At 71.7% G+C, this 23,662-nt stretch carries 11 protein-coding genes; 6 read left to right on the top strand and 5 right to left on the bottom strand.

Translation table 11 applies throughout. The features are described from left to right. Positions 1-20: 20 nt before the first annotated feature. The 4 genes from ACFU74_RS02895 to ACFU74_RS02910 are packed head-to-tail and all read right to left on the bottom strand — an operon-like array spanning position 21 to position 8,092. Positions 21-1,253, bottom strand: a complete 1,233-nt coding sequence (locus tag ACFU74_RS02895) for a TIGR02679 family protein (protein WP_380750765.1) — start codon at positions 1,251-1,253, stop codon at positions 21-23. Then, positions 1,250-5,335 (bottom strand): TIGR02680 family protein, encoded by a 4,086-nt coding sequence (locus ACFU74_RS02900; protein WP_380750768.1) that lies wholly within the window; start codon positions 5,333-5,335, stop codon positions 1,250-1,252. The genes ACFU74_RS02895 and ACFU74_RS02900 overlap by 4 nt, the downstream gene beginning before the upstream one ends. 16 nt (positions 5,336-5,351) lie before the next feature. Beyond that, complete coding sequence (locus ACFU74_RS02905) at positions 5,352-6,566, bottom strand: TIGR02678 family protein (protein ID WP_380750771.1); 1,215 nt, start codon at positions 6,564-6,566, stop codon at positions 5,352-5,354. Further along, entirely contained in the window at positions 6,563-8,092 is a 1,530-nt protein-coding gene (locus ACFU74_RS02910; protein WP_380750859.1) for a TIGR02677 family protein, read from the bottom strand. Before ACFU74_RS02910 ends, ACFU74_RS02905 begins: the two co-directional genes overlap by 4 nt. A gap of 333 nt (positions 8,093-8,425) precedes the next feature. Here ACFU74_RS02910 and ACFU74_RS02915 point away from each other — a divergent pair, with 333 nt between their 5' ends. The 6 genes from ACFU74_RS02915 to ACFU74_RS02940 all read left to right on the top strand — a co-directional run bounded on the left by ACFU74_RS02915 (position 8,426) and on the right by ACFU74_RS02940 (position 21,284). After that, positions 8,426-10,468, top strand: a complete 2,043-nt coding sequence (locus ACFU74_RS02915; protein ID WP_380750774.1) for a hypothetical protein — start codon at positions 8,426-8,428, stop codon at positions 10,466-10,468. Further along, positions 10,465-11,442, top strand: coding sequence for a hypothetical protein (locus tag ACFU74_RS02920; protein ID WP_380750777.1), 978 nt, complete (start codon positions 10,465-10,467; stop codon positions 11,440-11,442). Before ACFU74_RS02915 ends, ACFU74_RS02920 begins: the two co-directional genes overlap by 4 nt. Further along, positions 11,439-16,886 (top strand): DEAD/DEAH box helicase, encoded by a 5,448-nt coding sequence (locus ACFU74_RS02925; protein WP_380750780.1) that lies wholly within the window; start codon positions 11,439-11,441, stop codon positions 16,884-16,886. Before ACFU74_RS02920 ends, ACFU74_RS02925 begins: the two co-directional genes overlap by 4 nt. A 314-nt stretch (positions 16,887-17,200) precedes the next feature. Further along, positions 17,201-18,619 carry a hypothetical protein gene (locus tag ACFU74_RS02930; RefSeq protein ID WP_380750783.1) on the top strand — a complete coding sequence of 473 codons (1,419 nt, stop codon included), beginning with the start codon at positions 17,201-17,203 and terminating at the stop codon, positions 18,617-18,619. Continuing rightward, on the top strand, positions 18,616-19,545 hold the full coding sequence (locus ACFU74_RS02935) for a hypothetical protein (RefSeq protein WP_380750786.1): 930 nt from the start codon (positions 18,616-18,618) through the stop codon (positions 19,543-19,545). The genes ACFU74_RS02930 and ACFU74_RS02935 overlap by 4 nt, the downstream gene beginning before the upstream one ends. Then, entirely contained in the window at positions 19,542-21,284 is a 1,743-nt protein-coding gene (locus ACFU74_RS02940) for an Hsp70 family protein (protein ID WP_380750789.1), read from the top strand. Before ACFU74_RS02935 ends, ACFU74_RS02940 begins: the two co-directional genes overlap by 4 nt. An 11-nt stretch (positions 21,285-21,295) precedes the next feature. On the opposite strand, the gene ACFU74_RS02945 is transcribed toward ACFU74_RS02940, so the two are convergent. Then, positions 21,296-23,467 carry a UvrD-helicase domain-containing protein gene (locus ACFU74_RS02945; RefSeq protein ID WP_380750792.1) on the bottom strand — a complete coding sequence of 724 codons (2,172 nt, stop codon included), beginning with the start codon at positions 23,465-23,467 and terminating at the stop codon, positions 21,296-21,298. Positions 23,468-23,662 lie beyond the last annotated feature (195 nt).

A 23,662-nucleotide genomic window follows, 5' to 3' on the forward strand; every position in this document is an offset into this window, starting at 1 on the left:
CACCCCTCGCCGCGGTGATCCTATGTCCGCTTCGTGAGGTGATCTGCCAGGTCGTCGAGGAGAAGGTCGGCGACGACCTCCTCGACCACGGCGGTCCGCAGCCCGGCCATCGCTCCGGCGAGTGCCGTGTCCCACGGCGCGGGCGTGAGACGCCCCGGATCGGGGCCCGAGGGGACCCTTGTCGCCGCGGCCCGGTAGTCGTCGGCTCCCATGCGCCAGGGAACGGCCCCGGTCTTGGCGAGGACGTGGGCCGCTATGCGGATGCCCTCGCCGTCGAAGTCACCGTGGTAGCGCAGGGATGCGCCGTCGGCGGCGAGTCGGCGCAGCAGGTTGATCACGGCGGTGTTGGGCCACCCGGACGTGCAGACGAGCGGCGGGCAGCGGTGGCCGAAGCGCCGCAGGGCCAGGGCGAGCACGCTGGGGTTCTCGGTGATGTGCACCGGTCCTGCGGGTCCGGTGAAGCCACCGGGCGCGCGGAGTTGGGCGAGGGTGAGGCTGACGGGGTGGCCGGCGTCGGCGCAGATCCGGGAGATCCCGGCGACCGGGCCTTCGCCCGCGGGGCGCAGGCCGACGGCGAGCACGCCGGCGGACAACTCGTCGTCGGCCACGCCGGCCCGGCTCCAGAGCCCGCGTCGGCCCTCGGCGCTGTCCGGCATGCCGGTGCCGTACAGAACCGCCAGCGCACGCAGGACCAGGGAGGACACTCTGGTCCCGTCGTCGAGGGCGTGGGAGTCGCCGTCGAGGAGGCGGGCCGCGAGGACCGGCAGTGGCTCGCCACCGGCCGGGAGCGCCGCGAGGACGGTCAGTGCGGAGGCCAGCAGGCCCCGGGTCCGCTCGGGCGAGCCGTCCACGAGGCCGTTGGTCCGCAGGTGGCCGACCCACTCCAGCAGTACCGGCTGCGCGGTGACCACGCCGTGGCCGGCCAGCCACTCCCACAGGGCGTCGCGCTGGCCGGCCTTGCGTTCACGCTCGGCTGCCCGGTCGTGGACGGGTCCGAGGATCGCGGCCACGACGTCCCGGACGGGTCGGCCGCAGGCGTCCAGCACGGCGCCGTCGAGCGCGGCGAACGGGATCGTCGGTTCGGCGCCGGGAAGCCGGTCGAGCCCGAGGAGGTCGGCCAGTGCTTCCCGGCCGGGGTCGTCCAGCGGCCCGGACCGCACCCGGCTGACCGGGCGGCCGGTCGAGAGGCGGTCGTGGACGGCCGCCCAGAGGGGCCGCAGTTCGGGGAGGTCGAGGGGGTGGCGGTCCGTCATGTCGGTTCCTCCGTCTCCGCCTCGTCGGCCAGCAGGTCGGTGCCCGTCCAGGTGAAGCGGGCGCTGGTCACGGCGTCGTCGCCGTCGCCACCGGCGATCAACTGGTGGACGGCGATGCCGGAGAGCTCCCGGTAGGTGCACCACTCGTGGTCCGAGGTGAGCACCAGGTCGAGGTCGAGTGCCGCGAGGAGGGCGAAGACCTGACCGCGGTTGACGGTGTCGACGCCGACGAAGACCTCGTCCAGCAGGATCAGCCGCGGGGCGTCCGGCACCGCCTCGTAGTGGGCGGCGACGGCGGCGAAGAGCGGAAGATGGAGCGCGATGGCCTTCTCGCCCCCCGACAGGGCGCCGTGGAGCTTCTTGGTGAGCAATTGCCACCCTGCGCCGTTGGCACGGTCCAGCTTGACGACGAACTGGTGCCAGGCGGTGTAGTCGAGGACCTCGGCGAGCTGTTCCTCCCACGTGGCGGCGGTGTTCCGGGCCTTGGCCTCCTCGATGCGGCCCCGGAAGAAGGCGTGCAGGGCCTCGCGGTCGGCTTCGGTGATCCGGGCCGGGTCCTTGAGGAGCAGTTCACGGGCCGTCCGGGTGCCGGCGGGCAGGTCGGGGTGGACCTGCCACACCAGGCGGACGGCCACCCGCGAGGCGGTGCGGACCCGTTCGAGGTGGCCGTTCATCCGCTCGACTAGTTCGCCGGCCTGGCGGATGCGGGAGGCCAGGTGGCGGCGGGTATCGCCGGTGAGGGTCCGGTCGAACAGGCCGCGTTCGGCAGCGGTGATGTCGTCCTGGCTCCGGTCGCGGTCGGCGGTCAGGATGGTGAGGAGGCCCGCCGCACCGACCCGGATGCCCTCGATGGTGGCAGTGAGGACGTGGATGTCGTCCTCCGCTTCGAGTTCGAGGTCGGCTCGGCTGCTGAGGCTCTGTCGGGCTCGGTGGACGGCTTCGGCGAGACGGTTGAGCGCATCGCCGAGGTTCCTGGTGCCGTGCGGCAGGCCCGGCCATCCGGCGGCGGTCGTGCGCGCCGCTTCGAGGGTGGCGCGGGTGCCGTCCTCGGAGGTGAGGACCAGGTCGATGCCCGCGTCCTCGGGGAATCCGAGGACGCAGAGCCGTCGGAAGCCGCGTGCGGCCTCGTCGCGGGCCGCCACGGCGTCATCGCGCCGGGTCGCGTCCTGGGCCATGGTGGCACGCAGCGAGCCGATCCGGCCCTCAAGGGCGAGGAGCGCCCTGGTACCGGCCTCGGAATCGCGGCGGGTCCGGTCGAGCGACTTCCGGAAGTCGCCGATCCGGGAGGCCACTTGGCGGTAGTCCTCGCCGACGGTGGCCTCGACGGCCTGGAGCGCGGACCGGATCCCGCGGGCGGCCGCTTCGGCGGCCTCGGATTCGTCCACGCTCTCGGCGGCCGCGTCCCGGGAAGCCTCCGCGTGACTGCGGGCGGTGTCCCAGGCGTGCTGGGCAGCGACCCCGGCGAGGTGGGAGTCGAACCACACGTCGGCCTTGTCACGCAGCGCCTCGACGGCCTCGGCGGTCGTGTCCAGCGCGGATCGTTCGGCCGGCAGCGCGTGCTCGGCCGATGCGACGGCGAGTGCGCGCAGCGCGGCCGCAACCGTGTCCTCCTGCTCCGCGAGCTGTCGGACCGCCTCGCGGACGGCGTCCCCACGAGCGCCCGCCTCGGACTCGGACCGCTCCCAGCTCTGCCTGGCCCGCTCCACCGCCTGGTGGCCCGGCCGGGAGCGCAGGTCGGCACTCAGGCGCGTCCGGCGGTCGGCGAGGGCCCGCAGCCGCGTCTCGAAGCCGGTGACGGCGGCATCGGCTTCGGCCAGTTCGGTGGTGAGGCCGACGATACGCCGCTGCCTGGCACGTTCCCGGGCGGCGGCCCCGATGTGGCTGGACTCCTCCTTGCTCCAGGAGCCGACGGCTGTCGCCAGCCGCCAGCCTCCGTCCGCTGCGACGGCGGCCGGGTGGCCCGCGGGCAGCGTAGGGCCGTAGGCGATGCCGGCGAGCAGTCGCCGTACCCGGTCGGCCGGGACCGGGCCGTCGGATTCGGGGGCCAGGACGTCGAGCAGCGAGGAGCCGGGGGCCGGCACGGCCGATGCCGGGTCGGCCAGGGTGTCGTGGCCGACAACAGCGCCCCCTCCGTCCGGGGTCAGCCAGGCGTCCAGCAGGCCGGCCGCCTCCAGGGCCGCTTCGATGCCGGCCTGGTCGGCGGCCGGCACGTCCGGCCGGAACGCCAGCAGGCGCCACAGCGGCGCGCCCGGCCGGACCGAGCGGTCGGCGGTACGGGTGCGCGGCGGAGCCGGCGGGAGATCGACCGCGGCTGCGGTGCGCTCCAGCTCTTCGGCGAACCGGTCCCGCCGGGCGCGAGCGTCGTCCCGGCCGGCCCGTACGGTGGTCTCGTCGGCGGTGATGGAACTCTCCGCCGTCCGGGCGGCAGCCTCCACCAACACGAGGACCTCGGTCTCGGCGGCGGCTCGGGAGGCGAGTTCCTCCGCGTCGTCGATGCGCAGTTCGGTGCAGTCCGCCGTCGCCCACCGGCGGAGCAGGCCGGCCTGGGCGTCGACGGCGGTCTCATAGGCGCGCGCGTTCCCGTCGCGCCGGGCGGTCACCTCGGCCCACCGCTCGCGCGCCGTGTCGAGGTGGCGCTCCGCCGTCGTCCGGTCCGCGACGGAACGCTCATGGCGCTCCACGGCGGCGCGGACCTGCGCGATCTGTCCGTGCCGCGAGGTGACCGCACCACGCAGCAGGAGGCGCGCCGTACGCCCCTGCTCCCCCGTGTCCGCGGGCGCGCCCGGTACGGCGCCGAGTATCGCCTGCACTTCGGCGCAGAGGGACTCCATGGCGGCCCGTCGCGCCGCGCCGCGCGCGTCCTCCCGCGCGGCGCGGGCGTGCTCGGCCCGCTGCTCGCAGCGCAGCCGCGCCTCGTCGGCGCGTCCGGCGTCCTCGGCGGCAGCACGAACCTTCCGGTCTGCGGCGGCGCGGACGCGGTCGGCGGTCCCGGCGGCGTGGTCGGCCCTGCGCCGGAGCTGGTCGAGTTCCCTGCCCTGCCGGTAGACCTCGGAGTCGATCAATCCCTCGATGGCGCCTTCGGTCTCCTGCCTCCGGTGTTCGAGCTCCTCCTGCGCCGCCCGGCTCTCCTCGCGCCGGCGCAGGGCTTCGTCGTACTGCTCCTCGCTCTCCCGGGCAATGCGGGTCAGGTTGTCCATCTCGGTCGTCGCGGAGATGAGCGCCGCTGCTCCGGCACGCAGGACGCGCTGGGCGTAGCCGCGCTGCTGGTGCGCGACGGCGGTGGCCGCGGCCACTTCGTCGTCCAGCGCCTTCAGGTGTTCGCGCTGGCGGTCGAGGCGTTCGAACCCCTCGGCCAGTTCGGTGATCTCGCCCTGGCCGAGCGGGGGAAGCGCCCGGGAGAGCAGGGAGGACAACAGCGACGGGTCCAAGCGCTCGGAGAGCTTGGGGGTGCGGAGCTGGAGCAGGGCGGTGATCAGGGCGTCGTAGCGCTGCTCGTTCAGCCCCGGGAAGAGCGTGCTCCGGACCGTGCTGCGGTAGTCGCTCGGGGATCCGTGCAGCTCGCCCAGGCCGGTGAGCGCTTCGGCCAGGGCGGCGCGGGTGAGCGGCTGGCCCGCGTCGTTGGCCAGGGCGAGGCCGCCGGGGCGGTCGATCCGCGCACCGGTGGTGAAGTAGTCGGCGCCGACCCCGGTGGTGTGCATGCTGGCCTGGAGTCTGGCACCGCAGGTGAACCAGCCGGGACCGCCGTCGTCACGGACGAACTCCAGCCACACGTATCCGACCCGGGTCTTGCCCGAGGTGCCCTCGCCCATCAGGTTCCAGTGCATGGTGCGCTCGGAACCGCCGAAGGTGGACAGCCGGTTGGGCCGCAGGCTGGCGTCGAGCAGGAACGGCAGGAGCACCTCCAGCGCCTTGGACTTGCCGGTGCCGTTCTGACCCCGCAGGAGGAGTCGGCCCTCGTGGAAGGTGAAGGTCTCGTCGTAGTAGCGCCAGACGTTGAGGATGCCCGCTCTGGACGGCCGCCACCGGGTCGCCCCGCCCGCTGTCCGGGACGTGGGGGGCTGCGGAGGTCGTGTCGCGGTCATCGGAAGTCTTTCCTGGTCAGGTTGCGGGGCCGTCGGCCACGTTGGTGCGGTACCGGAACGCAGCCGGCCGGGGCACCGTACGGCCGCCGGTCCGGCGGGCGAGGCCGAAGTCGCCGAGGACGCGGACGGCGTCGGCCGAGAGGCGCTGGGCGCCGTCCTCCGACTGGTAGCTCTTCGCCCACTGGGGGAAGCGCCGCAGGAGTTCGCCCGCCTCGGCGGCGAGCTGTTCCGGTGTGAGCCCGCCCGGAGCGGCGGTCAGCGGTTCCAGCAGGAGCAGGGCGGCTACGCGGGCCGTCGCGGAGTCGTCGGGGAAGCGGCCGTCGGTGGCGATCCCGTCCGGGTCGACGAGCAGCAGACCGTCGGCCCGTTCCTCCAGGACGAAGCCCCCCTGCTCGGCGGCGCGCCGGACGATCTGGCGCCCGGTCGGCGAGGTGAGGTAGGCCAGTTCGTCGGCGCCCAGCTCGTCGTGGTGGAGGACGGGATCGTCGAGGAGCCGGCGCAGGACCGAGTGCCGCAGCCGGAGGTTGCGCTGCGCGTCGGAGGCGTCCGCACCACCGTACCGGCTCTCGCGCACGGTGCCCCGCAGGAGTTCCTCGAAGCGCAGTGGCACGTCCTCCGCCGGGACGGCCAGTCGGGACGGCCCGACGGGCGCCGCGAGCAGGCGCATCAGGACGGTGGCGTCCACCCGGTAGAGGACCTTGGCCTTCGCCGAGTCGACGAAGCTCTCCGTGGCGCCGTCCACGGTGAGGAGCGCGCCGTGGGCCTCCAGCAGTTTGAGGACGTCGACGAAGGCCATCCGCTCGGGCCTGCTCGCCGTGTCGAAGGGCGGCAGTGCCTCGTCGGTGGCACAGGCCTGGACGACGCGGTCGGCGAGCAGGCCTACCGTCGTCACCGGGGCCGGGAGCAGCTCGGCTGCGACGACGCACAGCAGGGTGTAGCGGCGGCGGTCGAACGGGGCCCTGCCGGAGCGCTGCCGGCGGGCGGGGCGCGAGGCGTCTGGGACGGTCCGGATCTTGAGCAGGCGCGAGTAGCCAAGGCGCGGCTCCACTACCAGCTGCCAACCGCAGTGGTAGTCGAACCACTTCGCCAACGGGCCCTGGCGGCGGCGGATCACCTCGAAGGCCGATGGGTCGCCGCGCTCCGTGATCAGCGGGCGGCCGAGGAGCAGTCGGATGCCCCGGGCGACGTCCTGGCGCTCGGCCAGGACCAGCTGGTTGGCGAGGGAGCTCACGGCGTCTCACGCCCGACGGACTCCCGCGCGACGGACTCCTGCACGCGGCCCGGGCCCCGGATGTCCACCAGGTAGTCCGGCCCTTCCAGCCGCCCCCGGGCCGTGCGGAGAACGGCCCGCCCGGCATCGGGCAGGGGCTGGAGGACGACCTCGACCCGGCCGTCGGAGGTGACCGCCCGGCGGACCCCGCCGCCGTCCGGTCGCGCCGCCAGCGCCCGGCCGAGGAGGTCCAGCAGCCGCTCGAAGACGGCGTGGTCCAGTGTGCCGAAACCGGAGAGCCGCACGGGGCCGTCGGTGCCCAGGACGTCCCAGGCCGCTTCGAGTTCGGCGCGCTCCTTGCGGGCCCGCTCGGCCCGGGCGGCCTTGATGCCGCCGACATCGCGCACCCTGCCGGTACGGGTGAACCGCTCGGTGCGACCGCTGGTGCGCAGCAGGGCCGACACCGCCACCGGCGGGGCCTCGGCCCAACTGCTCGACGAGGGCACCAGCTCGGGGTCGGGGTGTGCGATATGGGCGTGGCGCGCCGGGCCGAGACCGAAGGCGGCCGACCAGAGCCGGTGCAGGTCGTCCTCGGTCGGCGCCGCGGCGAACCAGCGGGCCAGCTCCCGGAAGTCCTGGACGGCGCTGGAGGAGCGGCGCCGTGACTCGGTGATCCGGTCGAGGACCTGCAGGAGCGTCACGATCGCGCGCCGCGCCACGTCGTGCAGCTGCTCCACCCGCGGCCGCGCACCGTCCGCCGGCCGGAACCAGGACTGGAGCCCCTCCCAGCGCGCCCGGCGCCGCTCCAGCCAGGCCGACTCGGTCCCGCCGTCGGCGGCCGGCGGCAACTCGGCCCCCCGCAGGGCACGTTCGTGCAACAGTCTCACGCCGCGCTGCTCGACCCGCTGCACGGCGGAGGCGACCGTCCGTCCCCGCTGGTCGAGGTTGACGAGGAACTCCTGGAGGTAGGCCACCGTCGAGGCCTTCACCTCCCGGAACGTCGCCAGATCCGCGCCCTCGGCACGGAGCAGGCGCTGCAACTCGCCGTTGAACGCCTTCGTGTTCGCCAGCAGAGCCTCCAGGTGGCCCTCCAGTTCCTGCAGCGTGCTGAAGACCCGCCGGTCCGAGGACGCGGAGTCCCCCAGCAGGACGTAGAGCTCGTCGAGCCGGTCCGTGATCGCCTCCAGCACCGCGGTCTGGAGCGCCCCGGTCGACGCCAGCACGGACACGGCATGCTCCACCCCGGCAAACGCCGCCTCGCCACGCCGGGTCAGCGAGTACTGGAGGTTGCGGCGCTCGTACTCCTCGGCAGTGCGGTAGTTCTCCGCGTGGTTCTGCACCACGTCCAGCAGCTGCCACTCCCGCAGTCGGCGCAGCGCCTCCTGCAACTCGTCGTCCTGGATCGCGTCGAGCCACCCGACCGTCCTCAGACGGCCGCGGACGTCGTCCAGCCCGAGTGCGGTCTCCAACCGCTCATTGGCCGCCCCGAACGCTTGCAGGATCGCCCCGTAGAGCTCGGCCCTGTCCCCCGTCGTGAACCGGAACATCTCCGGCGGCACCCTGCGCAACACGCCCCTCCTCCCCTGTGGCGGCCACTACAGTACGCGGCCACGCCAGCAGGGCTGACCGGACCGCCCCTGGCCATCATGCGGACGGTCCGGCACGGCAGCCCCCGCGACCGGCCCGAAGCCGCCCTCGCGAGCCCCGCCCTCTCCCGGCGCCTGGACGGCACCCGGCAACGACTGAGCCTTTCAGGCGTCCCATATCCGGACATCACCTGTCCCGAGCCCGGGAACACCGCAGGACCTCCGCGCGGTAGGGTTGACGAGATCTAGCACTGACTGAAAGTCAGCAACACGGACACACTTCGCGAGGACAGTTTGGACCTCCCCTACCGGGCGTGGCAGCAGGCGCTGGAGGACGAGTTCTTCAGCCCGGCGCAGGCCGACCGCCCCACCCTGTTCTACGTCGATGACAACGTGGAGCGGGGGCTGCGGGAACGCCATCGCATCGGCGTGCCGCTGGCCGAGTGTGTGGGGAGTCTCCTCAACCGCGGCACGGACCGGCCCTACGCCCCCATGGATACCTATCGCTGGCGGATGTGGAAGGAGGACAAGGCCGCAATACCCGCGTTCCTTCCGCTACTGGCTGCCTCCGTGCTCGCGGCAACGAAGATGGTGAACGACGGCAACCACCGGGCGAGCGCCTACCACGTCCGCTTCTCCGAGCTGCTCACCGGCCGCGAGGACCTTCTCGGCAGCGACGAGTTCGAAGTGGTGTCAAGGATGTGGCAGGCCCTCGCGGACTGGCAGCACCGCCAGGGAACGACGCGGGGTGCCTGCACCATCCCCGCTGCCGCTGACCTGCCGCGCAACCAGTCGAGGATCGGCTTCCCGCTGTCCCAGGCGCTGCTGAACGGCGGTGACCGGCAAGCCCTTCCGGAACTGTTCGCAAAGCTGCGCAGCCACAACTCCCGTGCCTGGCCGCTGGGCGGGGAGACACTTCTGGCCACCCTGGAGCAATGGGGCTGGGACAGCAGATTCTCGGCCGGCTTCCGGCGGGCGAAGAAGGTCCCCGACTTCCGTCCGCACATCGCCCGGCTGCTGGGCAACCTCGCCGTCTCCTGGGACAGCTCGGCGGCCAAGGCGACCCGGGGCAGCGGGCGGAACGAGTTGCTCGTGAAGTTTGAGGCCGGACGGCTCTCCTGGCTCGCCCGCGTCCCGGACGCGGAAGTACGGCATGCAAGCCACTCTGGCGGAGTGGTCCTGGAACGCCTCGGTGACACCGCCTATTGCTCGGTCGACGGTCTGGGAGTACCGGACGCGAGGAGCCTGACCTGCTGGCTGGATGTCGGCTTCGGCGAGATGGGGCTGACCAGGGCTCCGACACCGGTGCTAGCACTCGGGCGTGACGATGTCCTGGACACCTGGGTGAGCGCCAGCACCTTCGTCCCGGGCGAGGAGTACATAGTGCTGGCGGCACCCGATGTGCAGTCGGACGTGCGGCGCCTCCTGGACCGGGCTGCATTTCCGGGTTGTTCCAGGGAAGGAGCGCGGCTGCACTGGGTTCCCAATGGCTGGGCGCTCCACACGGGAGTGGTCTTCGACGACGCGGTGACGTTGCGCCAGGCGCTCGGCGAGATCCAGGGAGTCATCGCGTCGCTTCGACCCGCCCAAGAGCTTGAGCTGCGGCTGGTCGGCGGCCTGCGACTCGCCCCAGCACTGGAGCGGCAGCTCTACCTCGTTGGGGGCGAGCCCGCCGTAGTCGTCCCGGACGGCGCGTCGGAGTTGCTCCTCGTCAATGGCGAGGAACGCCCGGAGCTGCGCGGTGCGAGGGCCCGTGGTGGTCCGGTGCCGCTGACGGGGCTCGGGCTCCATGCGAGCGTTCACACGGTCTCGCTCGGTGCCAGCACTATCCGGTTCACCACGGCCGAAGGGCTCCAGGTCCCTGCGGCGGTGGAGCACAGGTGCGGATTCGAGGTGTCCGGCTTCAAGGCGTCCGCGTATCCGGCGGTGCACGGGCGCGGGTCGACGCTGTCCGGCGCGGACTGTGCCGCACACCGGGCCTCCGCTGTTCCCGAGGTGCTCCTCAGCCGCCGAGGTGCCGAGGCACTGCTGTTCGCCGCCTCCGACGGAAGGCTCTGGCACATCGCCTCCCCCGGACCGCCCGGCTGGCTGGCCGAGCGGCTGCCGCACGCGTCGGCGCCCTACCTGTTCGAGGTCGAGCTGCACTCCGTGGGCGGTTGGCTTCTGGAACGCCGGACCGGGCGCTGGCGCGGACGTGCCACCGACCCCGGCACTCCGGATCCCGCCTCGTCGCCGAACGCCGGCGCCTGGGCGGAAGCGGTCCTAGCGGCGCGGAACTGCACGACGGACCCGAGATGGGCCGCATATGTGCGTGCGGCGGAGGAGACGGCCCGGTGAGCACGGAGACGATCGGCGACCTGTTGCTGCGCTGGCTGAGCGAGCGGCAGGGCGGTTCGGTGACGGCGCTTCGCGAGGGGGTCCGCAACACGGCACGGGCCTACGGCATCAGCGCCGCCGAGTACTCGGACTGGGACTGGGTGCGCCACCTGTCCGCCCTCGGATTCCTGGACGCGGACTTCCGGACCGACCGGTGGTCCGCTGCCCCGCTGGTCCTCACCCGCCTGCCGTTCTCCGACGGCCTCGCGCTCATCACCGGAGCACGGTCGGCCGCAGTGCGCAGGACCCTCGACTCCGCCGCCGCGGACTGGCTGGAGCTGCTGGAGATCCCCGATGAGACCCGTCAAGGCGCTGTCCCGCTACCAGCCACGCTCATGGTCCAGTACGACGACGTCGCGCGGCTGGGCGAGCTGGCGGCCCGCATCGGGGCCGCCTACGTCCCCTGTGCGGCGCTCCAACTGGGCGCGCTCCTGCCGCGCGCCCAGGCGGAGGCCGAAGCGGCTCCTCCGGGCGGCGCCGGGCTGGACACGGTAGAACGCTACGACCTCACCGCGCAGCGGTTCGTCCCGACCAGGTCACACTCCGAGGACGGGCTGTACCGCTGGCGCGGCGCCGACCGCACCCTGTTGGTGCGGCTGCTGCGCGATGGCCGTTTCACCCGGACGGAGCGCGAGACGGGCATCTACCTCGAACTCGCCCGCATCAACGAGAACGCCGTGCGGTGGCGCGCTGAGACGGCCACGGGGCGCGCCCGCCTCGGACGGCTGTTCGTGGACCGCAATGCCCCGCTGCCACCCCTCCATGCCCGGGCCGCCGTGCTGTGCACGGGCCTGCCGCCGATCAGGGGGAACAAGGGCCAGACACTGGCCTATGACAACGTCCCGCTCGTCCTGGCCGAGGCCTTGGCCGCCTCACTGCTGCAGGACCTGCAGATCCTGCCGCCGCTGGCGGCCACACCAGGGAGGACAACGTGAGCGCCGACGAGGGTACTCCGACCGGGAACGCGGCAGCCGGAGACGTCATCGGTACCTTCGATGGTCTCCGTCAGGCGCTGTTCCGCTACTACGACACCCCGTTCGGTGTCGACGACCTCTCGGTGATGAAGGAGCGCAGCCTGCTGCTGGACCGCGACAACGGTGCCTGGCGCGAGCCGCTGATCGAGCTGCGCCCCCGGTACGCGGCCAGCGGGATGACCGTCCAGGAGTCGTTCACCGCCGCAGCCGCGCACCCGGACGCCGCCGGCTTCGCCCAGTTCGCGCTGCCCGACGGCGTCTCTAGCCTCTACCTCCACCAGCACGAGGCTCTGCTGGCGGCCTGCCGGGACGGAAAGGACTTCGTCGTCACAGCCGGTACCGGCTCGGGCAAGACCGAGGCGTTCCTGCTGCCGCTACTGGCCGACCTCGTCGCTGAATCCGCCACCTGGACCGGTACCCGTGCCGTTCAGCGTTCGTGGTGGCAGGGCGAGGAGGGGTTCCGGGCGAGCCGCACCGGGGAGAACGGCCACCCCGCGGCGGTCCGGGCCCTGATCCTCTACCCCACCAACGCCCTCGCCGACGACCAGATGGTGCGGCTCCGCAAAGCACTGGACGGCGAGGGCGCCCGGAGATGGCTCGACGACCGCCGGAACGGCCACCGCTTCTACTTCGGCCGCTACACCGGGGCCACGCCCGTGCGGGGCAGCAGCGGTTCCGAGCCAGCCGTGGCCAGGCTGCGCGACTACCTACGGGCCCTCCACGCGCGCGAGCAGCGTGCAGAGAACCGCCACCTCGCCTTCATCCCGCGTCTGGGCGGAGCAGAGATGCAGAGCCGCTGGGACATGCAGGCCGCACCGCCGGACATCCTGGTCACCAACTACTCCATGCTCAACATCATGCTGCTGCGGCCTCCGGAGGCTGGCATGTTCGCGGCCACCCGCCGGTGGCTGGAGAGCACCCCGGGGGCCCGGTTCACGCTCGTCCTCGACGAGCTCCATATGTACCGCGGCACAGCAGGCACCGAAGTGGCCTACCTGCTCCGCAATCTGCGGCACAGGCTCGGACTGGACTCCGCCCCGGAGAAGTTCCGGGTGCTGGCGGCCTCCGCGTCGCTGGAGGAGGGACGCGACGACGCGTTCCTTGAGGACTTCTTCGCGCTGCCCAAGTCCCGGGCCCGGATCATCCCCGGCACCGCCGTGCTGCCGAAGCGCGCCAGCACCGACCTGACCGCCCACGCTCAGCTCCTCGCGGCGGCCACGGACGGCGGGCTGAGCCGGGAGCAGGCCCGCGGCCTGGCCGAGGCCACCGGCCTCGGCGGGGCGGTCCCCCACGTGCTCTCCCCCGGCGGGAAGCCCCGGACGCTGCGGATCTCCGCACTCGCCGAACAGCTCTTCCCTGCTGTCCCTGCCCCGGAACAACGCGAGGCGGCCCTGCACGGAGCACTGCGGGTCCTGGGCGCTGCCGATGACCCCGACCTGCCCAAGCTGCGGGCCCACCTCTTCTTCCGCAACATCAGCGGCGTCTGGGCCTGCTCGGACCCTCAGTGCCCGGACATCCCGGTGGAGGCGGACGGGGACCGCCGGGTCGGCCGCCTGTTCGCCGAACCGGCCTCCCGCTGCAGCTGCGGCGCGCGGGTGCTGGAACTGCTGTACTGCCAGACCTGCGGCGACCTGATGCTCGGCGGGTACGCCAGCCCTGGCGACACCCGGAAGCGAAGGTTCACCGGCGCTCTGCACACCGACTTCCCCGAACTCGACCTGCTGCCTGACGAGGCGAACGGCGTACCGACGGCGGCGAACTACATCGTGTACTGGCCTAGGCCCAAGGCCCTCGGCCTGGACAAGCCCGGCTGGTCGGCGGGGCTGTCCGACAACCGGGGCAGCGTGGGCTTCGAGTTCCGGCGCAGCGCGTACCAGCCCGCCACTGGGCGTCTCCGCAACAAAGACGTCGAGTACAGCGGCTGGTCGTTCCACATCACCGTCCCGGAGAGCAAGGACTCGAAGGAGCCCGCACACGACCCCGCGCAGCTGCGGCCCTTCCCGACCCGCTGCCCCGCATGCGGTGACGACTGGGAGATCCGGCGGGACCGCGACGGCCGCCACATCCCGCTGGAGGATCCCGCCAGGCTTCGCAGTGCCCCGGTACGCCGGATGCGCACCGGCTTCGACAAGATCAACCAAGTGCTCGCCACCGAGGCCCTCGGTCACCTCCCGGAGGACGAGCGCAAGGCGATCGCCTTCTCCGACAGCCGTGACGACGCGTCCGATCTCGCCAGCGGCCTCGCGCTCCGGCACTACCAGGACCTGCTGCGGCTGCTCACTGCCAAGGCCGTCCGGGAGCAGGGCGACCCGTTCGCGGACCTGCAGCTGGTCAAAAGCCACTACGCGGGCGAGCCGACCGACCGCGAGGCGGTCAAGACCGCCGTGATCCGGCTCCGGGACCGGAACCCGTCCGACTGGGGCAAGCTGAAGTCCATCCTCACGGACGACATCGACGCCGAGCCGGACTTGCTGCCCGATCTCGAGCGACGCTTCGCCAACCTCCCGTCGCTCGACTCCCTCCCGGGCGACCTCGAAGGACTCCTCACCGGCTACGGAACGAATCCCGGCGGCCCGGCCGCGTCGTTGCAGCAGACCTCCGCAGGGCAGCGCTGGACCGCTCTCTTCAACTGGAAGCGCGACCGGGAGTCAACTGCCGGGACGCAGGCCCAGGAGGAACTGCTGGATCGGATACGCAAGCGGCTGCGCACCGAGTTCCTCCTCGGGCTGTTCTCCAGCGCGGGGCGCGATTTCGAGTCCCTCGGCCTGGGATGGCTCTGCCTCCAGGACGACCGCGCACCGGTCGAGGCAGCCGTCGGCGGGGACGACGGACTGGCCCGGGCAAGCCTGCGGATCCTCGGCCAGATGCGCCGCTTCCACCAGCTGCGTGCCGGGCTGCAGAATCCGCCGGCTCCGCTGAAGCACTTCTGGCAGGAGGTCGCGCGGCGCGACGGAACCTGCCTGGACACAGTCATGGACCGCGTGCTCGGAGTCTGGAGGGACGCCGTGGTGGAGTACGTGATCAACCCTGAGAAGGTCGCGCTGCGCACCGGCACCGGCAGGGCCTGGACATGCACCAGCTGCCGCCGCCCGCACCTCCACCCGGGGGCGGGGCTGTGCACCAAGTGCCGCGCCGAACTCCCTGCGAAGCCAAGAGAGTTCGATGGAGCGCTTGCCGACGACTACTACGCTTGGAAGGCCGAGCACGGGACCGGCGGCTTCCCGCTGCGCACCGCGGAACTCACCGGGCAGACCGACCGGCTGGAGGCCCAGCGGCGCCAGAGCATCTTCCAGGGCGTCTTCCTCGGCGAGCATGATGTCAAGGAGGCCGACGGGCTCGAACTCCTGTCGGTGACCACCACCATGGAGGCCGGCGTCGATGTCGGACCGCTGAACACGGTCATCCTCGCCAATATGCCGCCGACCCGCTTCAACTACCAGCAGCGTGTGGGCCGGGCGGGCCGACGGCACAGTCCGGTCGCGATCGCCCTCACGGTCTGCCGTGGACGCAGCCACGACGAACACTACTTCGCCCGCCCCGAAGCCATCACCAACAGCCCCACACCGCGGCCCTACCTCGCCCTCGGCATGCCAGCGATCTTCAAGCGCGTGCTTCTCGGCGAAGTCCTTCGCCAGGCTTTCGAGGCGCTGTCCGACGCCGCTGACAACACCCCGTCGCTGACGAACAACGTCCACGGCCGGTTCGGCCTCTCGGCCGACTGGGCGGACCACCGCAGTGCCGTCAGGCACTGGACAACCGGGCACCCCGACCGGATCCGGGCGGCCGCGGCCGCACTGCAGGCCCGAACTCCCGAGCCGGTCTCCTCGATCGACCCGGTGGCATGCGTCGCTGGCCTACTGGACCAGGTCGACGCCATCGCCGCGGAACGGGTCGGCCACGCCGAGCTGAGCCAGCGGCTCGCCGAGGCCGGACTGCTGCCGATGTTCGGGTTCCCGACCAGGGCACGCCTGCTGTACTGCAGCTTCCCCGACAAGCCCTTCCCGTGGCCGCCCGCCGATTCTGTAAACCGTGATCTCGCGGTGGCTCTGAGCAAGTTCGCGCCTGGCAGCGAGACCCCGCGCGACGGCCGTCTGCTCCGCTCGAACGGCGTTGTGTCGCTCAGCCCGGGTCTGCGCCGCGTCCACGCCGCCGAGGATCCGTTCGGCCCGGAACAGCTGGTGGCGATGTGCCGGATCTGTGCCAGCGTCGATCCGGTACCAGACGGCGCCGAACCGCCGGACCGCTGCCCAGCCTGCGGCGCGGAGGGCAAAAACTACCGGGCCGTCCCCTTCCGGGAGCCGGGCGGCTTCCGCGCGGCGCCCGACCCGCGGGACTATGACGGCACACGCGACTGGGGAAGCGGCTCGACCAGCACGCGCACCGCCGCCGATCTGGAGAACACCGCTCCCCGGGTGCCCCGGTCGGCGGACGACTGGCTCGTCGTGCACTGCGGCAGCGGCGACCGCTACATGGTGAACAGCAACGGCGGCAAGCTGTTCCGCTTCCGCAAGGACAGCGGAAAATGGAAGGGTTACTGGCACGTCGAGAACCCGCGGGCCGACGCGGACCTGCAGACCGCCCTGGGCGCCACCCAGCACACCGACATGCTCTTCCTCGGTGCGAAGGCGGCCGTGGACGAGCAGCGGGGGCTGCGGTTCGACATCTCGCGCTCCGTGCAGCCGGACGGCTTCGCCGAGGCTTACCACGGCCGCCGCGCCGCCTGGTACTCTCTCGCCGCCCTGCTGCGGCGGGCCGCCGCACCGTACCTCGATATTCAACCCGACGAACTGCTCAGCGGCATCCACGGGTCCCCGGCCCCGGTGGCGGCACCGGTCATGGCCTACCTCGCCGACAGTCTCGACAACGGCGCGGGTTTCAGCACCTACCTGGGATCACCCGGCCAGATCGACGGATTCCTCGACGCAGTGGACGACTACCTCGTCCAGTTCGGGGAGGACAGCCGACACGCTGAGGCCTGCAGCAGCTCCTGCTATTCGTGCCTTCGGGACTACATGAACATGCGCCTTCACCCCCTGCTGGACTGGCGTCTCGCCCGGGACCTCGTCGGTGCCCTGCGCGGCCGGAGCCTGCGGCCGGAGTCGTCCCGGTACGACGAGCTCCTGCGCGGCTGGGCGAAGGAGGACTCCGCCGTCCGGCTGGAGGAGACCGGCGGCGGCCTGGTCTGTGTCCACACCTCGGACTTCACCGGCGAGCCGATAGCCGTCGCGGTCAAGCATCCGCTGGAGTCCTCCGGCGGTGCCTGCGAGGCGCCGCGGTTGCAGCAGTTGCGGAAGGAGGTGTCCGCGGCGGGCATCTCGGAGCGGCTCGCGTTCGTCGACGGGTACTGCCTGGACCGGACCCCCGCGGCCGTGATCGACGAGGTCCACAGGTTCGCGGCGGAGTGATGGCGGAGAGCAGCAGTGCCATATCAGGCGGCGCCACCGCCGGCCCCGCCGACGAGCTGGAGGCACTCCGCCGCCGTGAGCTGGAACGGCGCAGGGCGCTCGCCGAGGCACGCGCGCGTGGCGAGCGGCCTCCACTGCGCGCAGGCGGCGTCCCTCTGGCGGCGGCAGCCGCACGGGACACCCGGTCGGCGGAAGGTCCGGTCACCGTCCCGGTACCAGTGGTTCCTGAGGGATTCGCCGACGCCGGGGCGTGGTCAGAGGCCCTGGCCTTCGCCCGGCGCGTCCTCGACGGGGCGGCGCCAGGGGCAGGGCCGGTGCTCACCCTGACGGCACACCAGCTGGCTGCGGAGGTCGTCCACGCCGCTTCGGCTCTGGAACCGGTCGGCGGTGTCTCGGTGCTCGCCGAGGCGGGCAGCCACGGCATCCCCGTCCTGGGCCAACTCGGTGCCATCCGGGCACGTGCCCTGATGGCACACACGCCCCGGGCCGTGCTTGGGGCCGCCGGAGGCGCTTGGCAGGTCTACCAGGACGAGCAGTCGATCAACGAGTTCCACGTCCCGGCGAACCGGCAGAAGGCGCTGCTCTCGGTCCTGCCGCTCAGCCTCCTGGACGACTTCGTCGACGAGGGGTGGATCACCGCAATCCCCGAACCGGACGGTTCCTCCCGGACTGTCTACCTCCGGGCACGGCTTGCGCCGGACACCCTCTCCGATGACGAGCTCTCCCAACTGGACTGGCCCTTGGAGCGTGAACGGCGGGCCGCCGACTCGGTCGAAGGGCCCGGGGACGACTGGCCCCGCTCCTGGCACCTGCTGCACCGGCTTCGGCAGGCCGATGCCTGGGCCGTGGAGGAGGAGTGGGTCGGCCTCCCGCCGGACGTGCGGAAGCTCCTCGACGGACTCTGCGAGGTGCGCCGGACGGGCCAGGTGAGTGAGGACCTCGCCGCCGACCGCTCGCTCTGGCTGCTCCTCGAGCGCTTGGCTCCTGGCAGCCGCAGCGGCTCGCGGCAGTTCACCGGCTGGCTCGGTGTCAGGAGGATGCTGCGGGCCGTCCGCCACGCCCAGCACGCCGGACTCCGCGGTGAGACGGAGCGTGCGGAGCAGATGCGGGCGGCTGCGCGGGAGTGCGCCGACCGGCTGGACCACGGTCCCCAGACTGTCCGATGGGAAGCGAGGAACGTGCGCGCCTACCTCCTGGCCGCTTCCGATCCCGGCAAGGCACTCCGCTGTCTGGCACTCGACGCGGAATCCCGGCCACCCCGGTTCCAGGAGCTGGGCGAGTCCACCGCTCACTCGCTGCAGCGCAACCGCCGATTCCTTGAAGGCCGCCCGGCCTCCGGGCGCAACGGGCCGCTGAACCCCTATCTCGTGCTGGGTGTCGAGGACGCCTCGCCGGACTGGAAGCAGTCCTGGCGCACGCTCCGCCGCGAACTCGACGAGTCGGGGAAAGTGGCCGTCAACCAGGCCAAGGACGCCATCGAGGCCGCACAGCGCGGCAACCTGGAGCTGGCACGGTTCGCGCTCCCCCTCGCCCCGCACCGCTGGCTGGTGCCACCGGGGACCAGCCAGCGGCTCGACCTGCCCCCCGAACCGATGCCACGGCGGACCGAGCCGCCGTCAGAGACCGACCGGGCCTGGGCGCGCCAGGCCGCCGCTCGCGAGATAGTCGACTCCGCCGTGGACCGCCTGTCCCGGCCTTCCGGACCCCGGCCAGCAGAGAGCAGCCAACCATGAACAAGCAGCAGCCCCTGCGCAGCGCTGGCCTCCGGAGCGAGGCAGCGGCTCGCTCCGGAGGCGCCCGGCGGACCCGCAGGGGCCAACTGCCGGAGATCGCCCCGGGCACCTTCGACGCGGCCGAGCTGCTGGCGTCCGTCACGACGTCCCTGCGTCCCGTGATCGACGCTCAGCTCGAGCAGATCGCCGCTGCCCTCACCGCGTCAGTGTCCTCCGCCGAAGGCAGCGACGTGGCGGCCGCGATCCGCGCCGAGCTCACACGCCGGCTCGTTCCCCAGTTCACCGAGGCGGTCCGCAGTGCGGTCGTGGAGGGAATGCGCACCCGTCAGATGCATCTGGCCCAACTCGCAGTCATCGACCGTGTCGCGTACCAGGCTCCGACCCTGACGTCGCTACAGAAGAGGATCGACCATGAGATCACGAAAGTGGGCCTGATCCGTGTCATCGATCCTGGCGACCTGTCCCTCTTCAGCCTGGCGAACCCGGGCCAAAGACGTCCGGAGAACAGCGAGACCCCGGCATTCTCCGTGGTCTCTCCCGCCTACACCGACCGGGAATCGGGCCGCCTCGTGGAAGCCGGCTGGCTGCGCATCGAGGATGACCACACACCTGAGGACCTGCCGAAGAGCTTGACACCTCGCCAGAAGCGGCAGCAGCGTTCAAAGGGGGAGCTGCCCCCGAACCGCCAGGCCGCTCCGGCAAAGACACAAGCAGCGCCCAAGAAGCCGCACCGCAAGGGGCCGTCCAGGCGCGCTGGCGCCGTCCCACCCGACGTCGAGAGTGCTTCCGGAGCCGCGCCAGCACCGAACCGCCACCGGGAGGGGCGTGTACCGAACACGCCGCCCTTGCCCGGAGACCACCATGCCTCCCGGCGCGGCGTTACCGGGAATCAGCGGACCGGACGGCATCAGAAGGGCACCCGATGAGCTTCGGCATCGACTTCGGCACCAGCAACTCGGTCGTCGCCCGCTGGAACGGGCTGGCTACCGAGGTCGTCCCGGTCGACGGCGGGAACCTACCCGCGAACTGGCAGCAGCCGGAGTTCGGGCAGCTGTTCCCCTCTGTCCTCTCCGTCCGCGACCTCCATCGCACTCTCTGCTTCGGATGGGCGGCGAAGACCGGCACCAGCGACCCGCTCGATGCCGTCAAGCGGATGCTCGGCACGCGTTCCAGTGCGAAGCGGTCCTCGGATGCCGGCGAGGATGCACTTCCCCACCTGGAAGAACACCGGGTGTGGATCGGCGGCGAACTCTTCCGGAGCACAACGGCCGCGGCCGCGCTCTTCAGCCACATACGGGAAGGGGCGGCCCGTGAGCTACTCGAGCTGACCGAGGCCGTCGTCACCGTCCCCGCCAATGCGACCGGCGGCGCCCGCTACCGCACGCGTGCCGCTGCCGCACTCGGCGGCGTCAAGGTCAAGGCACTGATCAACGAACCGACGGCGGCGGCGATCTCGTACGCCTACGACTACCCCGTTCCGGGCCGATTCCTGGTCTTCGACTGGGGCGGCGGCACCATAGACGTCACCGTGCTCGAGTACGCGGAGGGGCTGTTCGAGGAGCAGACGTCACGTGGCATCACCGCCCTCGGCGGGCTGGAGTTCGACGAACAGCTCGCCAAGCTGATTCTGCGCAAACTCGGAACCGCCCCGGAGCGGCTCAGCATGGCACAGCGTCGGCAGTGGCGTCGGCACGTCGAGCTCACCAAGATCGAACTCTCCCACCTGCCGCCGGACGGCTACGCCCTCTTCGAGGCCCCGCCCGGCGAGCGGTCCGGCCGCGGTGCCCACGACACGAAGATCACGGTCGAGGAGTACACAGCCGAGATCTCCCCGCTGGTCGAGCGGGCGCTGAAGCCGGTCGAGCAGGCTCTCAACGACCTGGCCATCAGCTCGACGGACATCGATTCCGTCCTGCTCATCGGCGGAACGTCCCAGATCCCGCTGGTCCGCGAGACACTCGGCCGGGTCCTTGGCCACGACCGGATCGTCGATCCGCGGCTGTGCCGACCCATGACGGCCGTTGCGCGGGGCGCGGCCATCTACGCGGCCTCGCTCGACGGTGAACTCGACGAACTCAGCGACTTCTCCCTGGTCAGCAACTACGACCTCGGAGCCGCTTTCAATGCCGGGCGGGAGCGCGGCCTAAGGTCGATCATCCGTCGCAACGCCACGCTCCCCGCCGAGGGAACCTCTGCCTTCCAGCCGTCCGCGCCCGGGGCCACTTCCGTGCACGTCGAGATCGTCGAGGGCGAGTACGGGCACTCGGCCGACAGCGACCGGGCGTTCCCGCTCGCCGCGTTCGACATCCCGCTGCCGCAGGCGGAACACGACCCCGCCCGCAACCGAATCACCATCCGCTTCCGCTACAACGAGAGCGGGATCCTCCGCTTCACCGCGACCCATGCCATTACCGGGGTCCTCCTGGCCGAACGCGAGATCGACTCCTTCGGCCCCGACGGCACCCCACTGCAGGAAGGCCTGGCGGACGAGCTCACCAGACTGCTCGGACACATCTCACGGCCGTTCCCCGAGGCGCCGGAGGCTGCTGCACCAGCGCCGGCCGCACCCGAGGAGGCGCCGCGGACCAGAGCCGTGGCTGACCGGGCACCGGTCTCCGATGCGTCGGTGACCGTCAACGGGGAGGCACAGCTCCTGGCTCCGTAGCCGCCGGCCACTCAGACCTCTTCCTCCCCGCGCACAAGATCCGCGAGGAACGGGCTGGGAGCGCCGCTCCAGCTGACCGCCATGGCATCCCGCGCCCGGGTGCACGCGACGAACAGCAGACAGCGCTCGGCGAGGAGGTCGGTCGTGTGCTGGAGGGGGTCGACGGATTCCGGAGTGACCGCCGACAGCAACGGCAGCGCCGAGTCCGACGCGCCGAGCACGGCGACGCAGCGGAACTCCAGCCCCTTCATGGCGTGCATGGTGGCCACGCGCACGCCAGCATCGTCGGCGCCGGGACCGTCCTTCAGCAGCACGGCGTCAATTCCCGCTGCCCTCAGACGGGAAACCACCTCGACCCCGAGCTGCCGGAACCTCGTGCACACGGCGATCTCCGACGAGGGGACATCAGCGGCCAGCCACTGCTGGACGCGGTCAACCAAGGCGGCCAGCTCCGCCTCCTCCGAGACGTAGCCGTGGGCGGTCGGGCTGGCTCCGTGGAGAAGCGAGGTGTAGTCGGCGAGGCCTCCGTCGGGCTGGTCGCCCGAAAGGTCGTCCAGTGGCCGCTCGGACAGCACCGATCCGGACCAGCGGAGGATCTCCTCGGTGTTCCGGTAGTTGAGCCGCAGCCGGAAGCTCCGCCCCGCGACTGGGATACCGAGTGCCGCGAAGGACACCTTGGAGTCATAGATTCGCTGGTGGGGATCGCCGGTCAGGAAGATGTCGTCCGGCCCGTCGGCGACCGCCGCGCGCAGGAGGCGCCACTGGGCAGGGTGGAGGTCCTGGGCCTCGTCGACCACGATGTGGCGGTACCGGAGCATACCGGACCCCGCCGCCCGCAGCACCCGGGCCGCCTCCGCGCACAGGCGCAACTGGGTGCTGCGGCCCTCCGCGTCGAGCTGACGGGTGAACTCCTCCACCGCCTGCCAGAGCAGTGGGCGCTTCGCCGTTGGCAGCTGGCCGCCCCGCCCCTTGCGCTCCGCAGCGCTGTACTGCTCCTCGCTGAGCAGGTCCTGGGCGAGGATGACGTGGCGGTACTCCTGCATCAGGAACTCACCGGACCAGGGCAGGCCGAGCGCCTTGGCGACCGCCCGCCACCGGTTGCGCTCGTCACCGTCGTCAAGAGCGCGCGGAACACGGCCGGAATGCTCGCGCAGGACCTTGAACGCCAGGGAGTTGACGGTCCCGGTCTCGACGCGGGCAAGTGCCGCCGGGTCCTCGAGCAGCCGTGACAGATTCTCCCGAAGGATCGCGGCGAGCGCGTTCGTGTAGGTGGTCAGCAGGACATCGGGCTGGCTGCCCGCCCGCGGCCGGCTCAGCAGGTGCTTCACACGATGAAGCGCGACGACCGTCTTGCCCGTTCCGGGGCCGCCGGAGACCTGGGCCGGACCGGCGTAGGAGTCGCGGTACGCAACCCGCCTCTGCCGGGGGTGCAGGAACACACGCCAAGCAGCGAACGGCTGGGAGAGCATGTGCTCAAGATCGTCCGGTCGGGCCACCACAACGATGCGGCTGGCGGTGTTCGAGATGGCGGTGGAAACGTCGCGCGAGTCCAGTGGCCCGGGGTCGGCCGGGCGTCGCTGCGAGACGATGTCGTTCCATACCTCCTCTGGGGAGATTCCTTCAGCGAGGTACTGCAGCACCTCGCACTGGTCCTCAGGGAACACCGGCACGAAGGCGTCAAGCTGAGCCTGATCCGTGAGCGAGCGCACCGCCGGAAGAAGAGCGCTGTCGATACCCAGGTCACGCAGCACCGTGTCCGAGTAGGCGTCGAAGAGTCGATGCGGCGCGTCGGCGGCCACCCGCTCCAGAAGCGGTGTGATCTGTTCAATGGCCTCGACGTTCCGCACCTCCAGCCCCCGGGTCGCCGAGTTCACGCTGAAGATCCGCTTCGCGGCCCACTCATACGCCTTGTCGTGCTGCAACACGTTCACCAGTAGGAACGTCGTTCCCCCATCGTCCGGTGCAAGTACAACGCCTCGCCAGAACCCGGTGATGCGAATGGTCCGAAGCCGGGGATCCCTCGCGTTCTCGACAGACTCCAGGTGCAGGCCCTTGTCCTGGTGGAGCTCCGCGGCGCTCAGCTGCTGAAACTTGACTACCGCCTTCCGCACCCCGGAGCGGACGTGCTTCTCCAACTGCTCGTACTGCTCCCAGAAGGAGACGGAAAGTGCGAGTTGCAGCATCAGGCGGCCTCCATCAAACAGTACGGCGGCGATCAACATACCCGGTCGGAGATGGCCCAGAAGTTGGGGCGATCGGGTATCGCGACGGACTCTCCACAGCACATCACCGGCCAGCCCACATCACGCTGCGGAAGTCACTCGGCACCGTGTCCCCGCATCTCTCTCTGACTGGCGATCAGGTCGCGGTACCAGGTG

The sequence above is a fragment of the Kitasatospora sp. NPDC057500 genome (assembly GCF_042802195.1).
In the GTDB taxonomy this organism is placed as follows: Bacteria; Actinomycetota; Actinomycetes; order Streptomycetales; family Streptomycetaceae; genus Kitasatospora.

What these genes read in the sequence shown, in the direction of transcription:
- ACFU74_RS02895 (WP_380750765.1), bottom strand. Translation starts at nt 1,253, where the DNA reads ATGACGGACCGCCACCCCCTCGACCTCCCCGAACTGCGGCCCCTCTGG.
- ACFU74_RS02945 (WP_380750792.1), bottom strand. Translation starts at nt 23,467, where the DNA reads ATGCTGCAACTCGCACTTTCCGTCTCCTTCTGGGAGCAGTACGAGCAG.
- ACFU74_RS02910 (WP_380750859.1), bottom strand. Translation starts at nt 8,092, where the DNA reads ATGTTCCGGTTCACGACGGGGGACAGGGCCGAGCTCTACGGGGCGATC.
- ACFU74_RS02940 (WP_380750789.1), top strand. Translation starts at nt 19,542, where the DNA reads ATGAGCTTCGGCATCGACTTCGGCACCAGCAACTCGGTCGTCGCCCGC.
- ACFU74_RS02900 (WP_380750768.1), bottom strand. Translation starts at nt 5,335, where the DNA reads ATGACCGCGACACGACCTCCGCAGCCCCCCACGTCCCGGACAGCGGGC.
- ACFU74_RS02935 (WP_380750786.1), top strand. Translation starts at nt 18,616, where the DNA reads ATGAACAAGCAGCAGCCCCTGCGCAGCGCTGGCCTCCGGAGCGAGGCA.